At 59.4% G+C, this 20,972-nt stretch carries 26 protein-coding genes and 1 pseudogene; 18 read left to right on the plus strand and 9 right to left on the minus strand.

Annotated elements, in window-relative coordinates:
* The first annotated feature begins 113 nt into the window (after positions 1–113).
* Both H3Z84_RS14615 and H3Z84_RS14620 read left to right on the plus strand, forming a co-directional pair.
* Positions 114–353: a TIGR02647 family protein gene (locus H3Z84_RS14615; protein WP_022987942.1), complete on the plus strand. Its 240-nt coding sequence runs from the start codon at positions 114–116 to the stop codon at positions 351–353.
* A gap of 88 nt (positions 354–441) precedes the next feature.
* A complete protein-coding gene (locus H3Z84_RS14620) occupies positions 442–1,338 on the plus strand; it encodes a DMT family transporter (protein ID WP_199457973.1) in 897 nt (298 codons plus the stop codon).
* Here H3Z84_RS14620 and H3Z84_RS14625 read toward each other — a convergent pair.
* The 4 genes from H3Z84_RS14625 to H3Z84_RS14640 form a co-directional block, all read right to left on the minus strand.
* Positions 1,335–1,511, minus strand: coding sequence for a DUF1328 domain-containing protein (locus H3Z84_RS14625; protein WP_022987944.1), 177 nt, complete (start codon positions 1,509–1,511; stop codon positions 1,335–1,337). The genes H3Z84_RS14620 and H3Z84_RS14625 overlap by 4 nt on opposite strands.
* Before the next feature lie 101 nt (positions 1,512–1,612).
* The gene (locus H3Z84_RS14630; protein ID WP_094623815.1) at positions 1,613–2,233 is read right to left on the minus strand and encodes a LysE family translocator; all 621 of its coding nucleotides are present in this window, start codon (positions 2,231–2,233) and stop codon (positions 1,613–1,615) included.
* Between the two features lie 13 nt (positions 2,234–2,246).
* Entirely contained in the window at positions 2,247–2,699 is a 453-nt protein-coding gene (locus H3Z84_RS14635; RefSeq protein ID WP_199457974.1) for a hypothetical protein, read from the minus strand.
* Entirely contained in the window at positions 2,699–4,381 is a 1,683-nt protein-coding gene (locus H3Z84_RS14640) for a L,D-transpeptidase family protein (RefSeq protein WP_228285905.1), read from the minus strand. The genes H3Z84_RS14635 and H3Z84_RS14640 overlap by 1 nt, the downstream gene beginning before the upstream one ends.
* Positions 4,382–4,455: 74 nt before the next feature.
* Here H3Z84_RS14640 and H3Z84_RS14645 point away from each other — a divergent pair, with 74 nt between their 5' ends.
* The 4 genes and pseudogenes from H3Z84_RS14645 (at position 4,456) to H3Z84_RS14655 (ending at position 7,477) form a co-directional block, all read left to right on the plus strand.
* Positions 4,456–5,232, plus strand: a complete 777-nt coding sequence (locus H3Z84_RS14645; protein WP_199457975.1) for a TSUP family transporter — start codon at positions 4,456–4,458, stop codon at positions 5,230–5,232.
* A 22-nt stretch (positions 5,233–5,254) separates the two neighbouring features.
* A pseudogene (locus tag H3Z84_RS17395) lies at positions 5,255–5,368 on the plus strand (protein-L-isoaspartate O-methyltransferase); the annotation flags it as partial.
* Positions 5,367–5,549: a hypothetical protein gene (locus tag H3Z84_RS17225; RefSeq protein ID WP_323127008.1), complete on the plus strand. Its 183-nt coding sequence runs from the start codon at positions 5,367–5,369 to the stop codon at positions 5,547–5,549. The pseudogene H3Z84_RS17395 and the gene H3Z84_RS17225, both read left to right, overlap by 2 nt.
* Before the next feature lie 245 nt (positions 5,550–5,794).
* Positions 5,795–7,477: an AMP-binding protein gene (locus tag H3Z84_RS14655; protein WP_199457976.1), complete on the plus strand. Its 1,683-nt coding sequence runs from the start codon at positions 5,795–5,797 to the stop codon at positions 7,475–7,477.
* A gap of 71 nt (positions 7,478–7,548) precedes the next feature.
* Here the strand turns inward: H3Z84_RS14655 and H3Z84_RS14660 are convergent, their stop codons facing one another.
* On the minus strand, positions 7,549–7,743 hold the full coding sequence (locus H3Z84_RS14660) for a hypothetical protein (RefSeq protein ID WP_058341421.1): 195 nt from the start codon (positions 7,741–7,743) through the stop codon (positions 7,549–7,551).
* A 118-nt stretch (positions 7,744–7,861) separates the two neighbouring features.
* Between H3Z84_RS14660 and H3Z84_RS14665 the strand changes: the two genes are divergently transcribed.
* Positions 7,862–8,761, plus strand: coding sequence for a LysR family transcriptional regulator (locus H3Z84_RS14665; protein ID WP_199457977.1), 900 nt, complete (start codon positions 7,862–7,864; stop codon positions 8,759–8,761).
* Positions 8,762–8,763: 2 nt separating this feature from the next.
* Here H3Z84_RS14665 and H3Z84_RS14670 read toward each other — a convergent pair whose 3' ends face one another.
* A complete protein-coding gene (locus H3Z84_RS14670; protein ID WP_022987953.1) occupies positions 8,764–9,483 on the minus strand; it encodes a hypothetical protein in 720 nt (239 codons plus the stop codon).
* A 99-nt stretch (positions 9,484–9,582) separates the two neighbouring features.
* Between H3Z84_RS14670 and H3Z84_RS14675 the strand changes: the two genes are divergently transcribed.
* A complete protein-coding gene (locus H3Z84_RS14675; RefSeq protein WP_199457978.1) occupies positions 9,583–10,404 on the plus strand; it encodes a DUF2059 domain-containing protein in 822 nt (273 codons plus the stop codon).
* Between the two features lie 60 nt (positions 10,405–10,464).
* On the opposite strand, the gene H3Z84_RS14680 is transcribed toward H3Z84_RS14675, so the two are convergent.
* Positions 10,465–10,743, minus strand: a complete 279-nt coding sequence (locus H3Z84_RS14680) for a peptidylprolyl isomerase (RefSeq protein ID WP_022987955.1) — start codon at positions 10,741–10,743, stop codon at positions 10,465–10,467.
* 194 nt (positions 10,744–10,937) lie between these two features.
* On the opposite strand from H3Z84_RS14680, the gene H3Z84_RS14685 reads away from it, so the two are divergent.
* The 4 genes from H3Z84_RS14685 to H3Z84_RS14700 all read left to right on the plus strand — a co-directional run bounded on the left by H3Z84_RS14685 (position 10,938) and on the right by H3Z84_RS14700 (position 14,305).
* A complete protein-coding gene (locus tag H3Z84_RS14685; RefSeq protein ID WP_199457979.1) occupies positions 10,938–12,524 on the plus strand; it encodes an ABC-F family ATPase in 1,587 nt (528 codons plus the stop codon).
* Positions 12,525–12,703: 179 nt separating this feature from the next.
* Complete coding sequence (locus tag H3Z84_RS14690) at positions 12,704–13,267, plus strand: DUF1415 domain-containing protein (protein WP_199457980.1); 564 nt, start codon at positions 12,704–12,706, stop codon at positions 13,265–13,267.
* Positions 13,267–14,004, plus strand: a complete 738-nt coding sequence (locus tag H3Z84_RS14695; RefSeq protein ID WP_199457981.1) for an AzlC family ABC transporter permease — start codon at positions 13,267–13,269, stop codon at positions 14,002–14,004. Before H3Z84_RS14690 ends, H3Z84_RS14695 begins: the two co-directional genes overlap by 1 nt.
* Complete coding sequence (locus H3Z84_RS14700; RefSeq protein ID WP_094623824.1) at positions 13,994–14,305, plus strand: AzlD family protein; 312 nt, start codon at positions 13,994–13,996, stop codon at positions 14,303–14,305. The genes H3Z84_RS14695 and H3Z84_RS14700 overlap by 11 nt, the downstream gene beginning before the upstream one ends.
* A gap of 33 nt (positions 14,306–14,338) precedes the next feature.
* On the opposite strand, the gene H3Z84_RS14705 is transcribed toward H3Z84_RS14700, so the two are convergent.
* Together H3Z84_RS14705 and H3Z84_RS14710 are read right to left on the minus strand one after the other, a co-directional pair.
* Entirely contained in the window at positions 14,339–15,502 is a 1,164-nt protein-coding gene (locus H3Z84_RS14705) for a GNAT family N-acetyltransferase (RefSeq protein WP_199458070.1), read from the minus strand.
* A gap of 58 nt (positions 15,503–15,560) precedes the next feature.
* Positions 15,561–15,917 (minus strand): hypothetical protein, encoded by a 357-nt coding sequence (locus tag H3Z84_RS14710; protein WP_058341413.1) that lies wholly within the window; start codon positions 15,915–15,917, stop codon positions 15,561–15,563.
* A 165-nt stretch (positions 15,918–16,082) separates the two neighbouring features.
* Here H3Z84_RS14710 and H3Z84_RS14715 point away from each other — a divergent pair, with 165 nt between their 5' ends.
* From H3Z84_RS14715 to H3Z84_RS14740, 6 genes are all read left to right on the plus strand, one after another.
* Complete coding sequence (locus tag H3Z84_RS14715; RefSeq protein WP_022987962.1) at positions 16,083–16,772, plus strand: response regulator transcription factor; 690 nt, start codon at positions 16,083–16,085, stop codon at positions 16,770–16,772.
* Positions 16,769–18,085, plus strand: coding sequence for a sensor histidine kinase (locus H3Z84_RS14720; RefSeq protein ID WP_199457982.1), 1,317 nt, complete (start codon positions 16,769–16,771; stop codon positions 18,083–18,085). Before H3Z84_RS14715 ends, H3Z84_RS14720 begins: the two co-directional genes overlap by 4 nt.
* Entirely contained in the window at positions 18,082–18,687 is a 606-nt protein-coding gene (locus H3Z84_RS14725) for a YigZ family protein (RefSeq protein ID WP_094623827.1), read from the plus strand. The genes H3Z84_RS14720 and H3Z84_RS14725 overlap by 4 nt, the downstream gene beginning before the upstream one ends.
* A 75-nt stretch (positions 18,688–18,762) precedes the next feature.
* Positions 18,763–19,290, plus strand: a complete 528-nt coding sequence (locus H3Z84_RS14730; protein WP_199457983.1) for a DUF4136 domain-containing protein — start codon at positions 18,763–18,765, stop codon at positions 19,288–19,290.
* Positions 19,291–19,309: 19 nt separating this feature from the next.
* Positions 19,310–19,669: a translation initiation factor Sui1 gene (locus tag H3Z84_RS14735; RefSeq protein ID WP_058341409.1), complete on the plus strand. Its 360-nt coding sequence runs from the start codon at positions 19,310–19,312 to the stop codon at positions 19,667–19,669.
* A gap of 36 nt (positions 19,670–19,705) precedes the next feature.
* Positions 19,706–20,959 (plus strand): D-amino acid dehydrogenase, encoded by a 1,254-nt coding sequence (locus tag H3Z84_RS14740; protein WP_199457985.1) that lies wholly within the window; start codon positions 19,706–19,708, stop codon positions 20,957–20,959.
* Positions 20,960–20,972 lie beyond the last annotated feature (13 nt).

A 20,972-nucleotide genomic window follows, 5' to 3' on the forward strand; every position in this document is an offset into this window, starting at 1 on the left:
CCGTGATGATACGGAATGTTGATGGGTTCACAAGAGACTTTCGGTAACTCGGCGATGCTCTTGCACAGACAGTAGGCTACACTGCTAGGAATATGACAACACGGGAGTATTCCATGCCGTTCTCGCCAAAGCACCTTGCTGAACTGAACCTTCTGCTGCAATTCCCTTCAACCTCCACTCAGGAAGGTATCAAGGTTCATGCCCATTCCGCTGCGCCGGAGACCGTCAAGGCAGCTGAAACGCTGTTTGCCAAAGGTCTGATCAGCCAGATGGACGGAGGCTACCTTACCCCCATGGGGTGCGAGGCGGTTGAGCTTACCCAGAAGCTCCAGGCGATGATTGCCGAGCCCTGACACCAACCTGTTTGAAACAGTAGCGCTGCACCCGGCAAAAACGGTCGGGTGGGGTGCTTTGTTATTCGTGTAGCGGCAGCCGAAACCTATGCCACCGATCTACTACTCCCTGTTTGTGCCCGCGCTGTTCGTCTGGTTGTGGAGCACCGGTTTTATTGGCGCCAAGTACGGCTTGCCTCATGCAGAGCCATTTACCCTGCTGCTGATTCGTATGCTGTTGACGCTCATACCGTTAACCGTTCTGGCGCTGGTGATGAAATCACGCTGGCCGGGTTGGCGCGGAGCGGGGCACCTGGCGGTGACCGGGTTGCTGGTGCAGGGAACCTATTTGGGCGGCGTGTTCTATGCCATTGACCAGGGCATGCCTTCTGGGCTGGTATCGTTGATCGTTGGCTTGCAGCCCCTGGTCACGGCCCTGGCGGCGGTCTTGTTGCTTCGGGAAACCGTGGCGGGCCGTCAGTGGTCAGGGTTGGTTATGGGATTGGTGGGGGTGGCCCTGGTGCTGGCTGAGAAGCTCGGGGATGGCTCGAACGGAGCGGGTTTCTCACCGGTTACCTTGCTTTGGGCGGGGCTGTCCCTGGTTGGTATTTCGCTGGGAACGGTTTATCAGAAGCGTTTCGGAACCGGGGTAGACCTGATCTCCGGCACCATGATCCAGTACACCGCCGCCGCTGCCTTGTTTGCCCTGGGTGCTTTTACCCTGGAAACCCGCGAAATCCAGTGGTCACTGCAGTTCAGCCTTGCCCTGGGCTGGCTGGTATTCGGGTTGTCGGTAAGTGCAATTCTGATTCTGATGTGGCTGATACGCAGAGGGGCTGCTTCCCAGGTGGCGAGTCTGTTCTACCTGGTGCCGCCGGTGACGGCGCTGGAAGCCTTCATTCTGTTTGATGAACGGCTGGGGCCAATGGCGATAGCCGGTGGCGTGGTCGCAGTAGCCGGGGTGGCCCTCGTTGTGACCGGAGGGCCACGACCGGTGAAAACCTAGACCTTGGGGCCTTTACCGCGAAGCATGTTGAATAACAGGGACACGACCAACAGTACAAGGAAGATGAAAAACAGTATCTTCGCAAATCCTGCCGCAGTTCCCGCAATGCCTCCGAACCCGAGGACTCCCGCGATAATCGCAATAACAAGACAAACTATAGCCCAGTAGAGCATCTCCTATCCTCCGTTTCAGGGGTGCCCTTTAAAAGTGGCACAGTCCTTCAGGAAGCGCAATTGAGAAGCACTTACCGTTGAGTAATGGTTTCGCAGGAGTTCTACTTGCCAGCTACGATACCGGCCACCAGTCGCCCCGCCAGCGCTACCAGAATGGCTCCGAACACCCGCTCGAACCAGACCGCCCGTTTCTTCAGCATATCCAGCCACTTCGGGTTGGAAAACAGCCAGGCCACAATCAGGTACCAGCCGGTATCAATCACCAGCGCGGTAGCGGCATAGCCAAACTTCGCCATCAGGCTGGTATCCACCCCGACCACCTGGCTGAACAGCGCCAGGAAAAACACCGCAATCTTGGGGTTGAAGAAGGCAATCAAGAAGCCGTCCCGGGCGGCGCTGCGGGTGCTGGGAGCTTCGGGCAGGGCCTGGTCGCTTTGAGCCTTGGCGGTGAGCCCTTTAAACCCGAGCCATGCCAGGTACAGCGCCCCGGCCCATTGCAGAATGGTGAACGCTGTTGGCGATGCGGTAATCACCGCCGCCAGGCCGAGAATGCTCAGAAACGCGTAGATGCCCACGCCAAGACCATGGGACAGCGCCGCGACAACGCCATTCCGGCGCCCGCCGGTCATGGTCTGTTTCAGCACCAGGGCCAGGGAGGGGCCGGGCGACATGGCGCCAAGCACGCAGATGGTTACAACAGCTAACCAGGTGGTCAGGGTCATGGGGTTTCTCTGTTCAGTCGGTTTTTCGGGTGGGGTAAACAGACCGTGACAGGGTGGGCTCGCAACCGATCACCTGCCGTGCCTGTTTGTGGGCGTGAAGGTACCAGCGCTGGCCGCCATTGGTAAAGGTATTGCTGGCAACCGGGAAATCCCGGGTTTGCACGGTGCTGGGTATCGGGGTGCCATCGGCATGGCGGTACACGCAGGAGGTTCCGATGGTCATGGCCTGCCGCACGGGCAGGGTAATAAAGCCGTCATCACTGACTTGCGGGGGCTCGTCGTTGATGCTGATAACCTTCAGGCAGGGGCCGAAGTGGATGCGGTTCTGGTCGCCCACTTTTTCTTCCAGGCAATGATGGGCCTTCAGCAATACCACGTCATCGGCAATATCGCCTTGTGGCCCGGGAAGGCTCTGGCAAGCTGCCAGGCCGGCACTTAGCAGCAGTGTGACGGCTGCGCGTTTCATCAATGGCTCCTTGGTGTCAGTTGCAGGTTGCCTTGCCAGTCGGAACGAAGGGCCTGCAGCAACTGGCGGTCGCGCCCGTAGATATCCTCCCGGAACTGGTAGGTTCCGGCGCGATCAACCCAGACGGTCCAGTACTGCAGGTGAACCGGCACCGGGTTCCGGAGGATGGCGTTGATCGGCTCGCTCGATTGCAGGGCTTCCTGAATGGCCCGATTGTCCCAGTCGCTGTTGCCCTCGAGCAACTTATTCGCCAGCTCAAACGGCCGCTCCACCCGGATGCAGCCGGAACTCAGGGTACGATCCATGCGGCTGAACAGGTATTGGCCCGGGGTGTCGTGCAGGTACACATCATACTGGTTCGGGAACATGAATTTCACCTGGCCGACGGCGTTCTGCGGCCCGGGCTGCTGAACCAGTTGGTAGGGGAAGTTGTTTTTGGTCAGGCTATCCCAGTCGATGGTAGCTGGATCAATCTCCACCCGGTTGGCGCCCCAGCCCTGATATACCTTGAAGCCGAGCCGGTCCAGGTAGCCGGGATCTCGGCGGATCACTGGCAGCTGGTCTTCGATCATCAGCCGGCGCGGAACCGTCCAGGTGGGGTTGAAGACCAGGTAGCGGATACGGTCACTGAACACCGGTGTCTGCCGGTAGGGCTGGCCGACGATCACCCGCTGGCGCATGGTTTCCTGGCCGTTTTCCACCATGATCAGCTCATAACCGGCAATGTTTACCAAGATGTAGGTATCGCCCAGCGAATCCGGCAGCCAGCGCCATCGCTCCAGGTTGGCGTCGATCTGTTGTAGCCGTTCCAGGGGCATCTGGTTGATGGCCACCAGGGTTTTACGGCCGATGATGCCGTCGGGATCCAGTCCGTGGCGGGCCTGGAAGGCTGGAATCACGGCGAGCAGGTCATCACTGTACAGCTGGTCGGCAAAGCCGGTATCGAATGCTTCTGAGCTGTCGTTGTCCCGGGCTGGCAGGTCGCCGAGCAGCCTCAGCCGCTCACGGACCTCAATCATTCTGGAGTCTGTATCCCCGGGCCGGATGGCCGGGCCGGGGTCGATCACCGGCCAGGGCTGCCCTAAAAGGTCAGAGACTTCTTTGCGGAGCGCCACCAGTTTGCGGTAGGCCGGCGCTTCCGGTTTCAGGCCTTGCAGGGTTTTGTCGATGCTGTGGTCCAGTATGGCGGCCGCCAGTACTTCATGCATTTTCCTTTGCTGGTCGGAAGGTTGCCAGCGGGCGGAGCGGGTTTCCTGGTCAAGCTTGCCATCATGCAGGTGTGTGGCAAGCAGCAGGAAGGCGTCAGACAATACCAGGTCGAGATCAGCCTGCAGGTCCTCACCATTGTGGTCCAGCGGCTGCGACGCAAAGTCCGCCAGGCTGTCGTAATGGTAGTCGCCAGGGTTCAGGCCTTGATTGGAGACTTCGCGGATGGCTTGCAGCAGTTCCTCCCGTGCCGGGAAAGAGCGCCATGCCGGTTCGTAGTTTCGGGCTTCATAGAACTGCACGAGCGCGTCCCGGGAGTGCAGGTGAGCGCCAAGAACCACCACCGGCTCACCGGCCTGCAAGGCCTCGACCCGGTTGATAATACTATCGTCGCTGTGGGAATTTCCGGCCAGCGCCAGTAACATCAAACCCAACCGACAGCTCTGCCAGAATCTGCGACGGTTGGCATCCTGCATCTGTCTCCCCTCCGTGTCATCATTAGCTTTTAGCCCAGCCGTTCTAACCTGCATGCCGGAGCCCGCTTTTACCCATGTCTGACCTGACTGTAGTTCAGTATATCCTGATTGCATTGATCTTTGTCTGGAGCGGGTTTGTCCGGTCAGGGCTGGGTTTCGGTGGTGCCGTGTTGTCCCTGCCGTTCCTTTTACTGGTTCTTGATGAACCTTTGGTGTTTTTGCCGTTGATTTCGATACACCTGCTGGTGTTCTCCTCCCTCACCATCTGGCTCAACAACCGGAAAGTCGCGAAGGACCGGCAGGCCGGTGGCACGGGCACCGTAGACTGGCGTTATCTGGGGCGCCTGCTGGCGATCATGATTGTGCCCAAACTGATCGGGGTATTCGGGCTGATTACCCTGCCGGGCTATGTGATGAGCTCGATCATTTTCGTGATTGTTGCGCTGTATTCACTGTCGTACATTGCCAACCGTCCGTTCCGCAGTGGCAGCAAGACGGTCGATACCATTTTCCTGATGCTGGGGGGCTACATCAGTGGCACTTCACTGATTGGTGCTCCGCTGATTATCGCGGTGGCGGCGCAACACCTGCCCAAGGAGAAGCTCAGGGATACCTTGTTTGCCCTGTGGTTTATCCTGGTACTAATCAAGCTGTCGGCATTTATCTGGGCGGGTGTCGACCTGCAACTCATCCATCATCTGTGGCTGCTGCCGGCGGCAGCCGTGGGGCATGTGATCGGGCTCTATGTGCACGGCCGCATGCTCCAGGCCGAAGGTTCGCTGTTTTTCCGGGTGCTGGGTGTCGTGCTGCTGGTGGTCAGCACCATCGGGATGGTTTCTGTCTGGCGTTAGGCGTAATCTGTCAGGAAGGCATCTAATTATTGGCCACGGCCAAACCATTTCACAACCCTACATTGTGGCCTTGATGGCCGAAGCCCTGGAACTCACCGGACGGGAACGGGTGCTGGATATCGGCACGGGCTCCGGTGGTTCCCGACTCTCTCAAACAACAACTGACCATTGGCGGCCGGCTGGTTATCCCGGTGGGGCCTGAGCATTCTGTGCAGCAGTTGACAGTACTCACCCGCCGTTCAGAGCATGATTACCAGCAGGAAAACTTTGGTGATGTACGGTTTGTGCCCCTGCTGGGTGAGGAAGGCTGGCCCTGAGGGCGCTTCAGGTACCCAGCATTCCCGCGTAGGCTGTGTAGAAAAAGGCGCAGGAACCCAGCAGGATCAGGCCCCAGGCTGGAGCGGTCATGGCAGAACGTGTCGGCTTGTTCATAGCTACCTCCCTCGGCAATGCTATTGATACGCTGACGCCTTCACTGTAGACCATGATTGATAAATGTCACAAACTAAATTGTTCAGATAACGACCAGACAACATGACTATAACAACAATAAGGAGCCGTTATGGCTATCGATCCGCAGAAACCCACCTCGCTGCACAGCCTGTTCTACTGGGCAGAGAAGCATCCTGACAACGTTTACCTGACCCAGCCATACCCCGATGCCCGGGTAGAAGACATTACCTGGGCGCAGGCGGCGGATCAGGTGCGGCGGATGGCCGGTTACCTGAACGGGCTGAACTTACCTCAGCCCAGCAATATCGCCATCCTCGGCAAGAACAGTGCCCACTGGATTCTGGCGGACCTGGCCATATGGGCGGCCGGTCATGTAAGCGTGCCCCTGTACCCGACGCTTAACGGTGAAACCGCCGCCTATGTGCTGGAACACAGCGAGGCGAAGTTGCTGTTCCTGGGTAAGCTGGACGGCACAGCGGATGGCTGGAATGACATCAAGGGCCACATTCCTCCGGATCTGCCGATTGTTTCGTTGCCCATGTCACCCAGGAACGACACGCCAACCTGGCAGGATATCGTTGCCAGTCAGTCGCCTGCCGAGCCCAGGCTGCCGAACCCGGATGACCTGGCGACCATTGTCTACACGTCCGGCAGTACCGGCCGGCCCAAGGGCGTGATGCACAGCTTCCGTACCATGATTTCGGTGGCAGACGGCCTCCAGCAGTTGTTCCCGGTGTCCTCTTCCGAGCGCATGTTGTCCTACCTGCCGCTGGCCCACGTAGCGGAGCGGGCAGCCGTAGAAACCCAGTCCCTGTATTACGGCTTCCATCTTTACTTTGCCAACTCGCTGGACACCTTCCAGGAAGACCTGCAGCGGGCGCGGCCTACGCTGTTTTTCTCGGTGCCTCGCCTGTGGATGAAGTTCTACCTGGGGGTGAATGCCAAGCTGCCGCCGAAGAAGCAGAAGCTGCTGTTCAGTATTCCGGTGGTCAGCTCCCTGGTAAAAAAGAAAGTATTGAAGCAACTGGGGCTGGACCATTGCCGAGCGGCCCTGACCGGCGCAGCACCACTCTCGGCCGAAATTATTGGCTGGTACCGGAACCTGGGGCTGGAGTTGCTGGAAGTTTATGGCATGTCTGAAAACTTCGGCTATTCCCACGCCAACCGGCCCGGACAGGCAAGGGTTGGCAGCGTGGGTATGGCCAACCCCGGCGTTGAACACCGGATTGGCGATGGCGGCGAGGTTCAGGTGAAAAGTCCCGGGCAGATGGTGGGTTACTTCAAGAATGAGGAGAAAACCCGGGAAGATATTACCGAAGACGGTTTCCTGAAAACCGGTGACATGGGCGAAATCGACGAGCAGGGCTATCTGCGAATCACCGGCCGGGTGAAAGACCTGTTCAAAACCTCCAAGGGTAAGTACGTGGTGCCGGTGCCGATCGAAAACCGGTTTAACCACCCGAAAGCGGAGGTTGTATGCGTGGCCGGTGCCAACCAGCCGCAACCCTGCCTGATGGTTCTGCTGTCAGAAGAAGCGCGTGATGAGCTGGATCGGGGGGCGGATCGCAGCGAACTGGAGCAGGAGCTAGCCCGGGAGCTGGAAGCGGTGAACGCCGACTGCGAATCCCACGAGAAGGTTGCCTTTGTGGTGGTGGTCCGGGAGCCCTGGACTATGGAGAACGGGATGCTCACACCCACCATGAAGATCAAGCGCAACGTGATCGAAGATTTCTACAACCGTAAGATGGATGAGTGGTTTGCCCGGAATGCCAAGGTGATCTGGGAGTTCTGAACGTTCTTCGAGGCAAACAAAAACCCCGGCATGGAATCCATGCCGGGGTTTTTTGATTCAGGCTGCCGGGCTTATACGCCGCCCTGTACCTGGGGCATATCCTGGGCTGCGGCAACTGCCTTGCGGTTGGCAATGCGCAGTTTGCGGCCGATAAACTGCACCACCTGTTTTGTCGCGGCGCGGGTATACTGGCGACGCATCTCCACTCCATTGTGGAGGATGCTTGATGGCTGCGGGCGAACGCTCGCGGTGTACTTCTGAATCATGGCGCCTTCCTCCTTCATCGGGTGGCTGGAATCGTTAACTTGCACACAATTCTAGGGGTTCTTATTTGCAGTTTGAATACGGTAAACTCCGTACTCACGTTGCAAATATGCAGTAACTATGGGCTGGGATTATCTTCGATATATACGGGCTCTGGCAATAGCCGGAACCTTCGCAAAAGCCGGTGAATTGCTGGGTGTTCACCAAACCACTGTTTTACGGCGACTTGACCAGATGGAAGAGTCCCTGGGGGTTCAGTTTTTCGAGCGCAACCGGGACGGATTGCAGCTGACACCAGTCGGGGAAATGGCCTTTCGGGAAGCGGAAAGGCTGGCAACCGATATGGAAAACCTCGAACGCAAACTGGTGGGCCAGGACGGTGCGCCTGTGGGCAAGGTCCGGATTGCCGCCGAAGACGCCATGATGAACGAGCTGCTGAGCCCGATCCTGGCGGAACTGGTGCGGGAGTATCCGGACATCGAACTGGAAGTGCTCACCGACAACGATGTTGCCAACCTGAGCCACCGGGAAGCCGACCTGACGCTTCGCCCGGAAAACAAACCCCAGGCTACCCTCGAGGGCGAGCGCATTGCCGCGATTGATTCGGCGGTTTATGGCGCTGCGAAATACTGCCGGCGCAATCGAGATATGGACATCGAAAACCAGCCGGAAGCCTGCACCTGGATTCTTCCGGATGAGTCTTTCAGCCACCTGGCAACGGGCCGGTGGTACCGCAAGCATCTCAAGAACGTAAACTCGGTCATTCGCTGCAACAGCCTGCAGGCAATGGCCGCCCTGGCCAGGGCCGGTGCCGGGCTGGCGGTTCTGCCTTGCTACCTTGGCGAGCCGGCAAAGGAATTGCGCCGGCTGTCAGACCCCCTGGACGGTGAAAGTGTCGACCTCTGGTTGCACGTCAACCAGGACACCCAGCAAATGGCCCGGGTGCGGATTGTGATGGAGTTTCTGGCCGAACGCCTGCAGGCACTGGAGTCTGCCGTCGAGTTCAGCGCAACTCTCTGAACTCAGTCTTCAGCGGAACAGAAGGGCCAGAACTGATACCACCGCCAGCACTGGAACTCGGCTTCGCAGGTTTGCAGCTGGTTGTGGTACCGGAAGGCCCGGTTCTGAACCCTTTGCGCGAGGGACTTGATGGCCGGTTTCTGGTCAAAGGATCGCCGGGCATAGCCGCCGCGGCCCTCGTGGTAGGCAAGATACAGCTGCGCGGGCGCGGTCAGGGCGATGCCCAGGTGCCGGTGGCTCAGCTGGTTGTACCAGCCCACGAAATCCAGCGCATATTCCATGTCTGTGCGAACGGTTCGCCAGCTGCCGTCTGTGGCAATCAGGTATTCACCCCAGGCCGGGTCCAGGGCCTGGGCATAGCCCAGCGCGGTGGTGGGTCGTTTCCACGGAATCAGCCCCCAGAGCCGGGTGCGGGGAGGGCGGGCGTGGCTGCGAAAGGATGATTCGTAATAGACAAACGCCAGCTGGGTAGCCACAGGCGTGCCCCATTTCTCCTGTGAGGCCCGGGCGTAGTCATACCAGACGGTATGTTCGCGGAAGATCTCGCAGATGTTGTCCGTGTTGGCCGGCGGGTCGGGCGCCAGCAGGCTGAAACGCAGCGTTGCCCAGATGCCGATGACCAGGCCGAGCAGGGGCAGGCCATACCAGCTCACCCGTGAGCGCCACACATTAAAACGCTTGTTGCGGTTTTTTCGGGGTTTTCTGGTCTTTTTCCGGCTCATCCCTACCAAACTGTCATCTCCGAAGCCCCACGGACACTTGCCCGGGCGCCTGTTGCCGTGTCATAAACAGGGCGATTCGATCATCAGGATAATAGAGAAATGCGACTGAACTCCCTAGTTAAACCTCTTTTAATCACCGGCTTTATGCTTGCGGGCACGGCCCAGGCTGCGCCTGATGCCAGGGAGGTTCTGGAAGCATCTCCGGTAGATGACATTGTGGCCCAGTACCCGGAGATGATGAGCCGGGGTATTCAGGACGGCCTGAAACAGAGTGGCCAGGTGCCGCCCATGGTGGCAGACAGCATCGGGTTTCTGGTCAGCAACAGTTTTCGTGCAGCCGATATAGAGCAAAGGGTTGTCGCCAACCTGGAAGCTGCCCTGACACCGGAGCAGCTGGAAGAGGTGCACGGCTGGTACCAGACACCGGTGGCAGGCAAGATCGCCGAGGCGGAAATCGCCGCGTCCGCACCGGCAGCCTGGCCGGAGATTCGCAGCCGGGCGGAAGATCTGAACAAACGCTACCAGGGTACGGCCCGGGAAAAGCTGTTTGACCGCTTCGATGCGGCGTCACGGGCCACCGAGAGTGCAGTGGATACGACCATCGCCGTTCAGCTCGGGTTGGGTACCGCCATGGCAGCCCTGAGCCGGGATTCGGTGCACCACGAAAAAATGCGCGAACGGCTGGAAAGCCAGCGCCCGGCTTTGCGGGGCATGGTGGGCCAGCAAGTCTACGACGGCTATCTGTTCACCTATCGCGACATCAGTAACCAGGAAATGAACCTGTATCTGGATTTTCTTGAAAGCGAGGCGGGCAGGAGTTTCACCCGGGTAGTCACAAGCAGTGTTCAGCAAGCCGTCATCGAGCCGGTTGAAAGCATCGGAGCCCGGCTGGCGGCGTTTGGGAACTTCGGCGGGGAGTAGGGCGTTTACGTTTTAACCGGAACAGTGCCGCCTGCGCGATGCACAGGCGGCCGGCAAACCTTAGCTGCGGGAAGTCACTTCCAGCAGATGGTAGCCAAACTGGGTCTTGATGGGGCCGATCACGGTGTTCAGATCACTGCTGAACACGGCCTTGTCAAACTCGGGAACCATCTGGCCCGGGCCGAAAGAACCCAGGTCGCCGCCATTGCGGCCGGACGGGCAGGATGAATGCTGCTTCGCGACTTCCGCAAAATCCTGGCCACCTTCGATGGCTTTTTTCAGTTCTTCACACTTGGCTTCGCTGTCTACCAGAATGTGGCGTGCAGTTGCTTGTGCCATGATCAATATCCTGTAGTTGGATGACGGGTGTATGGACGGAAACGTCTGACACGAATGCTGCCCGCACCGGCCGCCAGAGGCAAGCGCTTTTTGTCGGTGTTTCTGCGGTCTCACAGTCTGCCTTGCAAACCTGTACAATGCGCGGTTTCTCTTCGCCGGCGTTGTCCCGGCCCTTACGTTTGCAGGTTCTTTTCTTGATCTCCACCGCCAATCTCACCATGCAGTTCGGGGCCAAGCCCCTGTTTGAAAATGTTTCTGCCAAGTTCGGCAACGGCAACCGTTACGGTCTGATCGGTGCCAACGGCTGCGGCAAGTCCACCCTGATGAAGATTCTGGGTGGCGACCTGGAGCCCTCGGCCGGGCAGGTCATGCTGGAGCCGAATATCCGGCTCGGTAAGCTGCGCCAGGATCAGTTCGCCTACGAGGATTGCACGGTGATTGACACCGTGATCATGGGGCACGAAGAACTGTGGAATGTGAAAAAAGAAAGGGACCGCATCTACTCCCTGTCGGAAATGAGCGAAGAAGACGGCATGGCCGTGGCGGACCTGGAAGTGGAATTCGCCGAAATGGACGGCTACACCGCCGAATCCCGCGCCGGCGAACTGCTGCTGGGCCTGGATATTCCGCTGGAGCAGCATGAAGGGCCCATGAGCGCCCTGGCTCCGGGCTGGAAACTTCGCGTGCTGCTGGCCCAGGCCCTGTTCTCTGACCCGGACGTACTGCTGCTGGACGAGCCCACCAACCACCTGGATATCAACACCATCCGCTGGCTGGAAAACATTCTGGTGGCCCGCAACAGTACCATGATCATCATCTCCCACGACCGCCACTTCCTGAACAGTGTCTGTACCCACATGGCGGACCTGGACTACGGTGAGCTGCGCCTGTTCCCGGGCAACTACGACGAATACATGACCGCCGCCACCCAGGCCCGCGAGCGCATGCTGTCAGATAACGCCAAGAAGAAGGCCCAGATTGCCGAACTGCAGCAGTTTGTCAGCCGCTTCTCGGCCAACGCTTCCAAGGCCAAGCAGGCCACCTCCCGTGCCCGCCAGATCGACAAGATCCAGCTGGAAGAGGTGAAGCCGTCAAGCCGGGTGAGCCCGTTTATCCGCTTCGAGCAGGGCAAGAAACTGCACCGCCAGGCGGTCACCCTGGTAGGCCTGACCAAGGGCTTCGACGAAGGCCCGCTGTTCAAGAACCTGGATTTGCAGATCGAAGCCGGCGAGCGTGTGGCCATCATCGGCCCCAACGGTATCGGTAAAACCTCTTTGCTGCAGTGCCTGGCTGGCGCCTATGAGCCGGATGCCGGTGAGGTGAAGTGGACCGACAGTGCGGAGGTAGGCTACTTCGCCCAGGACCATACCGCCGACTTTGCCCGTGATGACACCCTGACCGACTGGATGGCCCAGTGGACCACCGGTGGCGAGCAGCTGGTGCGCGGTACGTTGGGGCGGATGCTGTTTTCCGGAGATGATATCGGTAAGTCGGTGAAGGTGATTTCCGGTGGTGAGCAGGGGCGGATGCTGTTTGGTAAGCTGATTCTGCAGAAGCCGAATGTGATGCTGATGGATGAGCCCACCAACCACCTGGATATGGAGTCCATCGAGGCGCTGAACCTGGCGCTGGAGAATTATCCGGGGACGCTGATTTTTGTCAGCCACGACCGGGAGTTTGTTTCGTCGCTGGCGACCCGGATTATCGAGTTGAAGGCCGACGGCATTACCGACTTCAGTGGCAGTTATGATGATTATCTTCGGAGTCAGGGCTACGTTTAAGTATCAAGCATGGGGTGCCGGCACGGGTGTGGGTTGGGCCTTCCAAAACACGCTCCTTCGGCACATCCGTGTGGCGCTTGAGCTCCGCCATCCATGGCTCCGCACAGTTTTGGAAGGCCCAACCCACACCCGCGCTCGGACTTCGGAGCTGTATTCAGACACAAGCAAAGGCAACTATTTTGAACGAATCTCAGGTCATTAACGCCACCCGCAAGTGGGTCGAAGACGTCGTCGTTGGCTACAACCTCTGCCCCTTCGCCAAACGGGAACTGGTCAAGAACCGGGTTCGGTTTACGGTGACAAATGCCGGCAACGAAGACGACCTGCTGCAGGCCCTGCATGCGGAACTGCAGCGCCTGGAAGACGAACCGGAGATCGAAACTACGTTGCTGATTCATCCGGACGTGCTGCAGGATTTCTACGCCTACAACGAGTTTTTGGACGCGGCTGATGCGTTGCTGGCCTATCTGGAGCTTGAGGGCGTTTACCAGATCGCCAGTTTCCACCCGGATTACCAGTTTGCCGACACCGAACCGGGGGCGGCGGAGAACTACACCAACCGGTCTCCGTATCCTATGCTGCACTTGCTGCGGGAAGCGAGTCTGGAGGCGGCGATTGATGGTTATCCGGATGTGGACGGGATTCCTGATCGCAATATTGCGCTGATGAATGAGCTCGGTGCGGAGAAGATGCGGGCGATTCTGGCGGGTTGTTTTGATAGCAGGGGCGAGGGTCAGGGTTGATGTCTGGCGGGCACTATTCCTACCAGTTTCAGGCGAGCAGGGTGCGGGCGGAGTTTTTCCGGCTGTTGCCCATTTCGCTGTTTGTGGTGGCGTTTGGTGCAGCTTTCGGCCTGGCGTCTACCCAGGAGGGGTTGTCGCCGCTTGAATCGATTCTGATGAGCGCCACGGTTTTTGCCGGGGCTTCGCAGTTTGGTGCGCTGGATTTGTGGGGCGCAGAGGTGTCTGTGCTGCCGATGATGGTGGTGGTGTTTGCCATCAACTCCCGCCACCTTTTGATGGGCGCTTCGCTGTATCCGATGTTGAAGCAGGTGCCGCCCGGGCGACGGTACGGTCTGATGCTGCTACTGACGGATGCCAACTGGGCGGCCTGCGCCCAGGACTATCAGAATGGTCGTCACAATCTGGAGGTGATTGTGGGCGGCGGTCTGGTGCTATGGCTGGCGTGGGTTTTGGGTACCGCGCTGGGGGTGTATTTCGGTGGCCTTATGCAAAACCCGGAGGCATTCGGGCTGGATATGGTGCTGGGATGCTTCTTGCTGACGATGGCATTGGGCGGCCGGAAATCACCCCGGGTTCTGGTGGCCTGGCTGGTGGCGGCGGTCAGTGCGCTGGCGGCCTGGAAATGGCTGCCGCCGAACATGCATGTGGTGGTCGGAGCGCTGGCTGGCGGCTTGATCGGGTTGTTCTGGCTGGAGCCCAAGGCAGGTTCAGGCAAGGAGGTGGCGAGTGACCATTGAAACCACCTCCGCCGGCGTACTGGCGCTGATTGCCATTATGACAGTGGTTACCCTGGTCACCCGCTTCGGCGGTGTGTTCCTGATGTCGTTCGTGCGCATCAATCCACGGGTCGAGAGTTTTATCAACACCATGGCCAGCTCGGTGTTGATCGCCATCATTGTGCCTATGGCGGTAGACGGTGATCTCGGGGCCCTGGCTGCGTTGGTGGCCACCGCGGTAACCATGTTGGCTACCCGAAAACCCTTGCCTTCGATTACCGTCGGTCTGCTGGCTGCGGCCCTGGTGCGTTATCTGGGTTAGAGCGCGCGAGCCCAGTTTCAGAGTCGTGGTACCTCAGGGTTGTTCGTTGCGGTAGGGCAGCAGTGTTTGTGATTCGGCGAAGTAGGCCTGTACGTGTTCGGACTCCTCGGTGCAGAAATCAGCGATAGCCTCCCGGAAACCCGGGTGCAGAATGCCATGCCAGGAGTGGGTGATCACCGGTTCGAAGCCCCGCACCAGTTTGTGCTCGCCCTGGGCGCCGGCGTCGAAGTGCTGGAGCCCAAGCTCTAGGGCTAGTTCTATGCCCTGGTAGTAGCAGGTTTCAAAGTGCAGGTGGTCATATTCTTCCAGGCAGCCCCAGTAGCGGCCGTAGAGGGTAGTTTCACCGGCCATGAACAAGGCGCCGGCAATCATCTCACCATGGCGCACGGCCATGATGATGTGCAGGTGCTCCGGCAGGTGTTCCCGCAGCAGTTCGAAAAAGGCCTGGTTCAGGTAGGGTGCCTGGCCTCTTTTCAGGTAAGTGGCCTGGTAGAACACAAAGAACGCCGACAGCACCTGGTCGGAGATATCCCGGCCGTGGAAGGTGTGAAAGGTAATCTCCTGATCCGCCACTTGCCGGCGTTCCTTGCGGATGGATTTACGCTTGCGGGAAGTCAGCGCCGCCAGAAAGCCCTCAAAGTTCTGGTAACCACGGTTGTGCCAGTGGAACTGGCAGCCGGTGCGGTGCAGTTCCTGGTCGTGGCCAAGCAGGGCCTGGTCTGGCGCATCCGGAAACAGCAGGTGCCAGGAATGGGCGCCCAGCTGCTGGGTCAGATTGCCCAGTAACTGATCGAGCAGGGCGGGCGTCAGTTGCGCCCGTAACGAAGCATCCAGCAATAACCTTGGCCCCTGTGACGGGGTAAACGGAATGGCGATCAGCAGCTTCGGGTAATAGGGCAGCTGGTAACGCTGGTAGGCTTCGGCCCAGCTCCAGTCGAACACGTATTCGCCCCTGGAGTGGTTTTTCAGGTAGGCCGGGGCCAGGCCGCAGATCTTGCCTTGTATGCGAAAAACCAGGTGGCAGGGTGTCCACCCGGTTTCGGTGCGGGTACAGCCGGAATCTTCCAGCGCCTGAAAGAACTCGTAGCGCAGGAAGGGATTGCTGCGCCCGGCCAGCCGTTGCCAGTCGTCACGGGGAATGTCCGTGATGCTGGCGCAGGTGGTCAGGGTGATGTCAGGTGAGGCGGGTTCTGCCATGGTTTCGGGCATGCTCTGTTAACTTTCCCTATACCATACGACAGAACCCGGCTTGTGATCACTTCTGGGCGTTACCGCAGCGCTTTTCCATCTTCTGCTGCCACTTGCCCATACGCTCCTGCTGCTTTTGCTGACGCTCCTGGTGGATCTCGTCCCAGATCTCGCGCTGCTCGTCAGTCAGCTTCAGGCGGTCGGCCATTTCAGCCCGGTATTTCTGCATTTCGGCCTGGCGCTCTTCACGGTACTCGGCGCTGAACTTGCCTTTGCCTTCGCGGAAGTTCTCGCACATTTCTTTCTGGTCCCATTTGCCCCCCTGCTTCTTCATGCCCTGATCCTGGGCCATAGCTGCGGGGCTGGCGGCGAACATGGCGGCCATCAGTACGCCGGCGGTCAGTAAGGATGTTTTTGCTTTCATGGTTGTTGCCTCATCGGTTGGTGTTCCTGTGGTGATCATAGTACGCCGGTGCAACGTCAGTTGGTGTCAGGCTGGTGTAAAGGTTCGGTAAAGGCAAATGCCTGGCCGTCAGCCGTGCCCGGGCGCCGTGTTAGACTGTTGCCGGGCAACAGGAGAGAAACGGATATGCAGAACCGGGTACTGCTGGTTGAAGACGATGACGAACTCAGGGAACTGCTGTCGCAGTATCTGACCACCCAGGGTTTCAGCGTGCGTGAGGCCGCCAATGGCCGTGACGGACTGGCACTGGCGTTGGCCCACGATTGCGATATCGTGGTACTGGACATCATGCTGCCGGATATCAACGGCCTGGATGTGCTGCGTGAACTGAGAGCCGAGACCCATTTGCCGGTGATTCTGCTGACCGCCCGCGGAGACGAAACCGATCGCATCGTTGGCTTTGAAGTGGGTGCTGACGACTACATCCCCAAACCCTGTAACCCCCGTGAACTGGTTGCCCGCCTGCAGGCGTTGCTGCGCCGTATTGCCTGGGACCAGAAAACCGATGTGGATGCTACCCGAACCTATGGTGACTTGCGGGTAGAACCGGGGCAGCGGCGTATTTACCAGGATGACGCTCCGCTGGAGTTAACTGCCACCGAATACGAAGTGCTGCAGGTGTTGCTGGCCCATGCCGGCAGTGTGGTGCGCAAAACCGACCTGATGCAGTGGGCCCTGGGCCGCCGGCTGGAGGCTTACGACCGCACCCTGGATATGCACATCAGCAACCTGCGCAAGAAGCTGGGGAACGATGATCCGCCTCGCATTGAAACTGTGCGGGGGCTGGGTTACAGCTATCGGGTACCGGCACAATGAAGTCATTCATGTTCCCGCTGTTCTGGCGGATATTTATTTCGATCTGGCTGGCGATGGCCGTTACCGTTGTGGCCAGTAACCTCGCCACCCGTTACCTGCTGGATCGGGAGCGGCAGGCCATTGAACGGCAGGTTGGCTTGCATGAGATCGCCCGGGAGGCCCTGAACCTTCGCAATCGGGAAAACCGCGGCGAAATGTGGCGGTTCCTGCGATCAGAGGGCGAGCGCCTTGACCTGCACCTGATGCTGATCGAGAAAGAAGAAGGGCATCGCGGGCTGCCGCGCAATATCCGTGAGCGGATTCAGTCGGGCTGGTACCCCAACAAGCCGGCACTGATTAACCTGGAGGAAGGCTACCAACTGGTTGCCTGGCCCCGGATGGGTGGCGACGGCTGGCTGGACCCGAGGTTGTTCCGTTTCCTGGAATTTGCACTGGCGTTTGTCCTGATCTCCCTGGCCTGCTGGTGGATTGCCCGGCTGGTATCCAAGCCCCTGAAACATATGGAGAGCACCGCCCAGGCCATTGCCGCCGGCGATACCCGGCTGCGGGTGCCTCAGCGTATTGCCCGGCGGCGTGACGAGGTGGGGCAGCTTGCCACCGCCTTCAACGCCATGACCGACCGGCTGTGCCAGTTACTGGAACGCCAGAACCATCTTCTGCGTGATATTTCCCATGACCTGAGAACACCCCTGGCCCGGCAACGGGTGGCCATTGAGCTGGCCAGTGACACCGGGGCAGACCCCGCCATGATGGCCAGTATCCTGCGCCAGAATGAGCGGCTGGAAACCATGACCGGTCAGATTCTGACGCTGTACCGGGTGTCGGAGAACGGTGACGCCATGGAGCGGGAACCGGTGCAGCCACTGGAGCTGATCAACCGGGTGCTGCAGGATGCCGCGGACTTTGCCGCACAACGGGGAGTGGACTGCCAGCTGGATGCTACCGGCGCTTCCCGTGCTGTGTCGGTACGGGGCGATGCCGGATTGTTGCAGCGGGCGTTTGATAACGTGCTGCAGAATGCCCTTGACCACACGCCTTCGGGTAAATCCGTGCGGGTGTCAGTGTCGGCCCCCGATGGCAGTCTTCAGGTGGATATTGCCGATGACGGCCCGGGCGCTCCGGAGGAGCTGTTGCAGCACCTGTTCGAGCCGTTCTTTCGCGCGGACAAGTCCCGGGGTGGTAAAGGCTGGGGCCTTGGACTTGCGATTGCCCGGGACATCGTAGCGGCCCATGGCGGAACAATTACCGCCCGGAACCAGCCCGGGGGTGGGCTTGAGGTAAACATCCGGTTGCCGGTTGAGAGAGCATCATGAGTAAAGATTACCCGGTCCCGTCCGGATACCTTGAGCGGGAAACGGAAGTGAAAAAAAGTCGTTTCATTGCCCGCGTGTACCCGGTGAGCAGCCGGGATGAGGTGCGCGAACACGTTGCCCGGGCCCATGCCGACTTTCCGGACGCCCGGCACGTTTGCTGGGGATACCAGATAGGCCGCCCCGGCTCGGCAGCGGAAGCCGCCATGAACGATGATGGTGAACCCTCCGGCACCGCCGGTAAGCCCATTCTGAACGTGATCCAGCACAAGGATATGGGCGATGTGCTGGTGATCGTGATCCGCTATTTTGGTGGTATCAAACTGGGCGCCGGCGGCCTGGTGCGCGCCTACGCAGGCGCTGCCGAGAGTGTGTTGTCGGAAGTTGGCCGTACCGTGCAGCAGGCGCGGGTGCTGGCGGATGTGGAACTTGGCTTTGCCGATGAACAGCCGCTACGGCACTGGTGCGACGGCCACGAAGGCACCATTGAAGACATTACCTACAGTTCCCGTGTGAATGCCCGGGTGTCGGTGCCGGAAGTGCGGCAGGCGGAGTTTGCCGCCTTCTGCGATGCCCAGAAACTCGATTACCGTTTTGACACATAGAAGTTAGCAGCATCCGGCTGACCGTTTGCCGGCGTATACTGGATCAAGCGGCCAATTAAACAGGGGAGAAGAGCGATGCGTATTCTGTTTGTAGCAGCAATGGCGCTGGTTCTGGCCGGTTGTGCCAGCAATGTCGTAACCGACTACAATTCGGCAACCGTGTTCGGTAACTACGCCAGCTGGGCCTTCGCGCCCAACCAGCAGGATTCCGGTTTTACCTCGCTGGATGACAGCCGGGTTCGTAATGCCATTGAGCGTGAATTTACCCGCAAGGCGATGAAAAAACTGCCCGATACCGAGGCCGACCTGCTGGTGAGCTGGCAGATTGTGCCCGAAGAGCGCCTGGAGCAGGTAGGCGTCGGGCTGGGTTTCGGCTTTGGCCGGGGTAACTTTGGCTGGGCCCTGTCGGCACCGCCACCCGTGCGGGAAATTACCGAAGGCAAGCTGGTGGTTGAGCTGGCCGACCGGCGCAACGAAGAAGTGGTCTGGCGCGCCGTCAGTCGTCGCTACCTGAATGAAAACCAGTCTCCGGAAACCCGGCGCAAGCTGATTGACGAGGTTGTCTCCGAGATGTTTTCCAAATACCCTCCGGGCCTGAACTGATCAGTACACGGGATCAACAATGGGTATGAAGAACAGAAACGGCGGCCTGGTATTTTCCACTGAAACGGGCCGCATGTGCCCGGAGTGCCGGCAGCCAGTGGCCGAGTGCACCTGTGGTCAGCCGGAACGACCGGCCGGTGACGGCGTGGTGCGGGTAAGCCGGGAAACCAAGGGTCGCAAGGGCAAGGGTGTAACGCTGATTACCGGTATTCCCCTGAACGACAAAGAACTCAAGGCCTACGCCAAAGTGCTAAAAGCCAAATGCGGCACAGGTGGTACAGTAAAAGACGGCGTGGTGGAGATTCAGGGCGACCAGCGGGACCTTCTGGTGCCCTTGCTTGAGCAAAAGGGGTGGACGGTTAAAAAGGCCGGCGGCTGACGCTTCACCACATTCAGACGTTGAGGGGAGGCAGGCATGCACATAGTGGTCATGGGCGCGGGCGTTGTGGGTATCACAACGGCCTGGTTTCTGCAGCAGCAGGGACACCAGGTAACGGTTGTGGATCGCCAGGCGCAGGCGGGCCTTGAAACCAGCTATGCCAATGGCGGCCAGATTTCCGTATGCCATGCCGAGCCCTGGGCTAACCCCTCGGCGCCCCTGAAAATCCTGAAATGGCTGTTCCAGCCCGAAGCCCCGCTGCTTTACCGGCCCCGCCTGGACCCCTACCAGTGGCGTTGGGGGCTTTCCTTTCTGACTCAATGTACGTCTGCCCGGGCGGCCCATAATATCCGCCAGATGGTGAATCTGGGCATCTACAGCCGGAGCCAGTTGCAGGCTCTGCGTAAAGAGCTGGATCTTGACTATGACCATCTCGAGAAAGGCATTCTGCATTTTTACACCAGCCAGCAGGAATTTGATGCCGCCATGGAGCCGGCGCGGATTATGCGGGAGCTGGGCTGTGACCGGCAGGTAATCGATGCCGACCGCGCGGTGGAACTGGAGCCGGCATTAAAAGATGTGCGCCAGCGGATTGCCGGGGCGACCTACACCGCCGATGACGAAAGTGGCGATGCCCGGAAATTTACCCAGGCCCTGGCCCGCCGTTGCGCCGAAGCCGGCGTGGAGTTTCGCTACGGCACCGAGGTGCTGGGGTTCGACAAGGCGGGGGATCGGATACTCGGTGTTCAGACGTTAACCGAAGGCCGGCACCAGGTTCTGCGGGCCGACAGTTACGTACTCTGTCTGGGTAGTTTCAGTGCAGTGCTGGCCCGGCGGCTGGGTTTGTTCCTGAATATCTATCCGGCCAAGGGCTATTCGATCACCGTGCCGGTAAAAAATCCGGACGCGGCATTCCAGGTGAGCCTGACGGATGACGAGTACAAACTGGTGTATTCCCGGCTGGGTGACCGTATTCGGGTGGCTGGTACGGCTGAGCTGAACGGCTACACCCGGAACCTGGACTTCATCCGCTGCCGGGCGATCGTGCGCAGGGCGGCCGAGATCTTGCCGGGGGCGGGACACTGGGACCAGGCCGAGTACTGGACAGGCTTGCGGCCAACGACGCCCTCCAACGTGCCCTATATCGGCAAAAGCCATTTCCACAACCTTTACCTGAACACCGGCCACGGAACCCTGGGCTGGACCCATTCCTGCGGCTCGGCCGCGGCCCTGGCCGATATCGTGGCTGGCCGCACTCCGGAGGTGGACTTCACCTTCACCGGCCTCTGATTTTTACCCACAA

This window comes from Marinobacter sp. bablab_jr003 (assembly GCF_016464245.1).
GTDB classification, from domain to species: domain Bacteria; phylum Pseudomonadota; class Gammaproteobacteria; order Pseudomonadales; family Oleiphilaceae; genus Marinobacter; species Marinobacter vinifirmus.

What these genes read in the sequence shown, in the direction of transcription:
- H3Z84_RS14710 (WP_058341413.1), bottom strand. Translation starts at nt 15,917, where the DNA reads ATGAAAGCAAAAACATCCTTACTGACCGCCGGCGTACTGATGGCCGCC.
- H3Z84_RS14740 (WP_199457985.1), top strand. Translation starts at nt 19,706, where the DNA reads ATGCACATAGTGGTCATGGGCGCGGGCGTTGTGGGTATCACAACGGCC.
- H3Z84_RS14675 (WP_199457978.1), top strand. Translation starts at nt 9,583, where the DNA reads ATGCGACTGAACTCCCTAGTTAAACCTCTTTTAATCACCGGCTTTATG.
- H3Z84_RS14635 (WP_199457974.1), bottom strand. Translation starts at nt 2,699, where the DNA reads ATGAAACGCGCAGCCGTCACACTGCTGCTAAGTGCCGGCCTGGCAGCT.
- H3Z84_RS14725 (WP_094623827.1), top strand. Translation starts at nt 18,082, where the DNA reads ATGAGTAAAGATTACCCGGTCCCGTCCGGATACCTTGAGCGGGAAACG.
- H3Z84_RS14645 (WP_199457975.1), top strand. Translation starts at nt 4,456, where the DNA reads ATGTCTGACCTGACTGTAGTTCAGTATATCCTGATTGCATTGATCTTT.
- H3Z84_RS14715 (WP_022987962.1), top strand. Translation starts at nt 16,083, where the DNA reads ATGCAGAACCGGGTACTGCTGGTTGAAGACGATGACGAACTCAGGGAA.
- H3Z84_RS14665 (WP_199457977.1), top strand. Translation starts at nt 7,862, where the DNA reads ATGGGCTGGGATTATCTTCGATATATACGGGCTCTGGCAATAGCCGGA.
- H3Z84_RS14735 (WP_058341409.1), top strand. Translation starts at nt 19,310, where the DNA reads ATGGGTATGAAGAACAGAAACGGCGGCCTGGTATTTTCCACTGAAACG.
- H3Z84_RS14680 (WP_022987955.1), bottom strand. Translation starts at nt 10,743, where the DNA reads ATGGCACAAGCAACTGCACGCCACATTCTGGTAGACAGCGAAGCCAAG.
- H3Z84_RS14705 (WP_199458070.1), bottom strand. Translation starts at nt 15,502, where the DNA reads ATGGCAGAACCCGCCTCACCTGACATCACCCTGACCACCTGCGCCAGC.
- H3Z84_RS14695 (WP_199457981.1), top strand. Translation starts at nt 13,267, where the DNA reads ATGTCTGGCGGGCACTATTCCTACCAGTTTCAGGCGAGCAGGGTGCGG.
- H3Z84_RS14660 (WP_058341421.1), bottom strand. Translation starts at nt 7,743, where the DNA reads ATGATTCAGAAGTACACCGCGAGCGTTCGCCCGCAGCCATCAAGCATC.
- H3Z84_RS14670 (WP_022987953.1), bottom strand. Translation starts at nt 9,483, where the DNA reads ATGAGCCGGAAAAAGACCAGAAAACCCCGAAAAAACCGCAACAAGCGT.
- H3Z84_RS14615 (WP_022987942.1), top strand. Translation starts at nt 114, where the DNA reads ATGCCGTTCTCGCCAAAGCACCTTGCTGAACTGAACCTTCTGCTGCAA.
- H3Z84_RS14620 (WP_199457973.1), top strand. Translation starts at nt 442, where the DNA reads ATGCCACCGATCTACTACTCCCTGTTTGTGCCCGCGCTGTTCGTCTGG.
- H3Z84_RS14720 (WP_199457982.1), top strand. Translation starts at nt 16,769, where the DNA reads ATGAAGTCATTCATGTTCCCGCTGTTCTGGCGGATATTTATTTCGATC.
- H3Z84_RS14625 (WP_022987944.1), bottom strand. Translation starts at nt 1,511, where the DNA reads ATGCTCTACTGGGCTATAGTTTGTCTTGTTATTGCGATTATCGCGGGA.
- H3Z84_RS14630 (WP_094623815.1), bottom strand. Translation starts at nt 2,233, where the DNA reads ATGACCCTGACCACCTGGTTAGCTGTTGTAACCATCTGCGTGCTTGGC.
- H3Z84_RS14655 (WP_199457976.1), top strand. Translation starts at nt 5,795, where the DNA reads ATGGCTATCGATCCGCAGAAACCCACCTCGCTGCACAGCCTGTTCTAC.
- H3Z84_RS14640 (WP_228285905.1), bottom strand. Translation starts at nt 4,381, where the DNA reads ATGCAGGATGCCAACCGTCGCAGATTCTGGCAGAGCTGTCGGTTGGGT.
- H3Z84_RS14730 (WP_199457983.1), top strand. Translation starts at nt 18,763, where the DNA reads ATGCGTATTCTGTTTGTAGCAGCAATGGCGCTGGTTCTGGCCGGTTGT.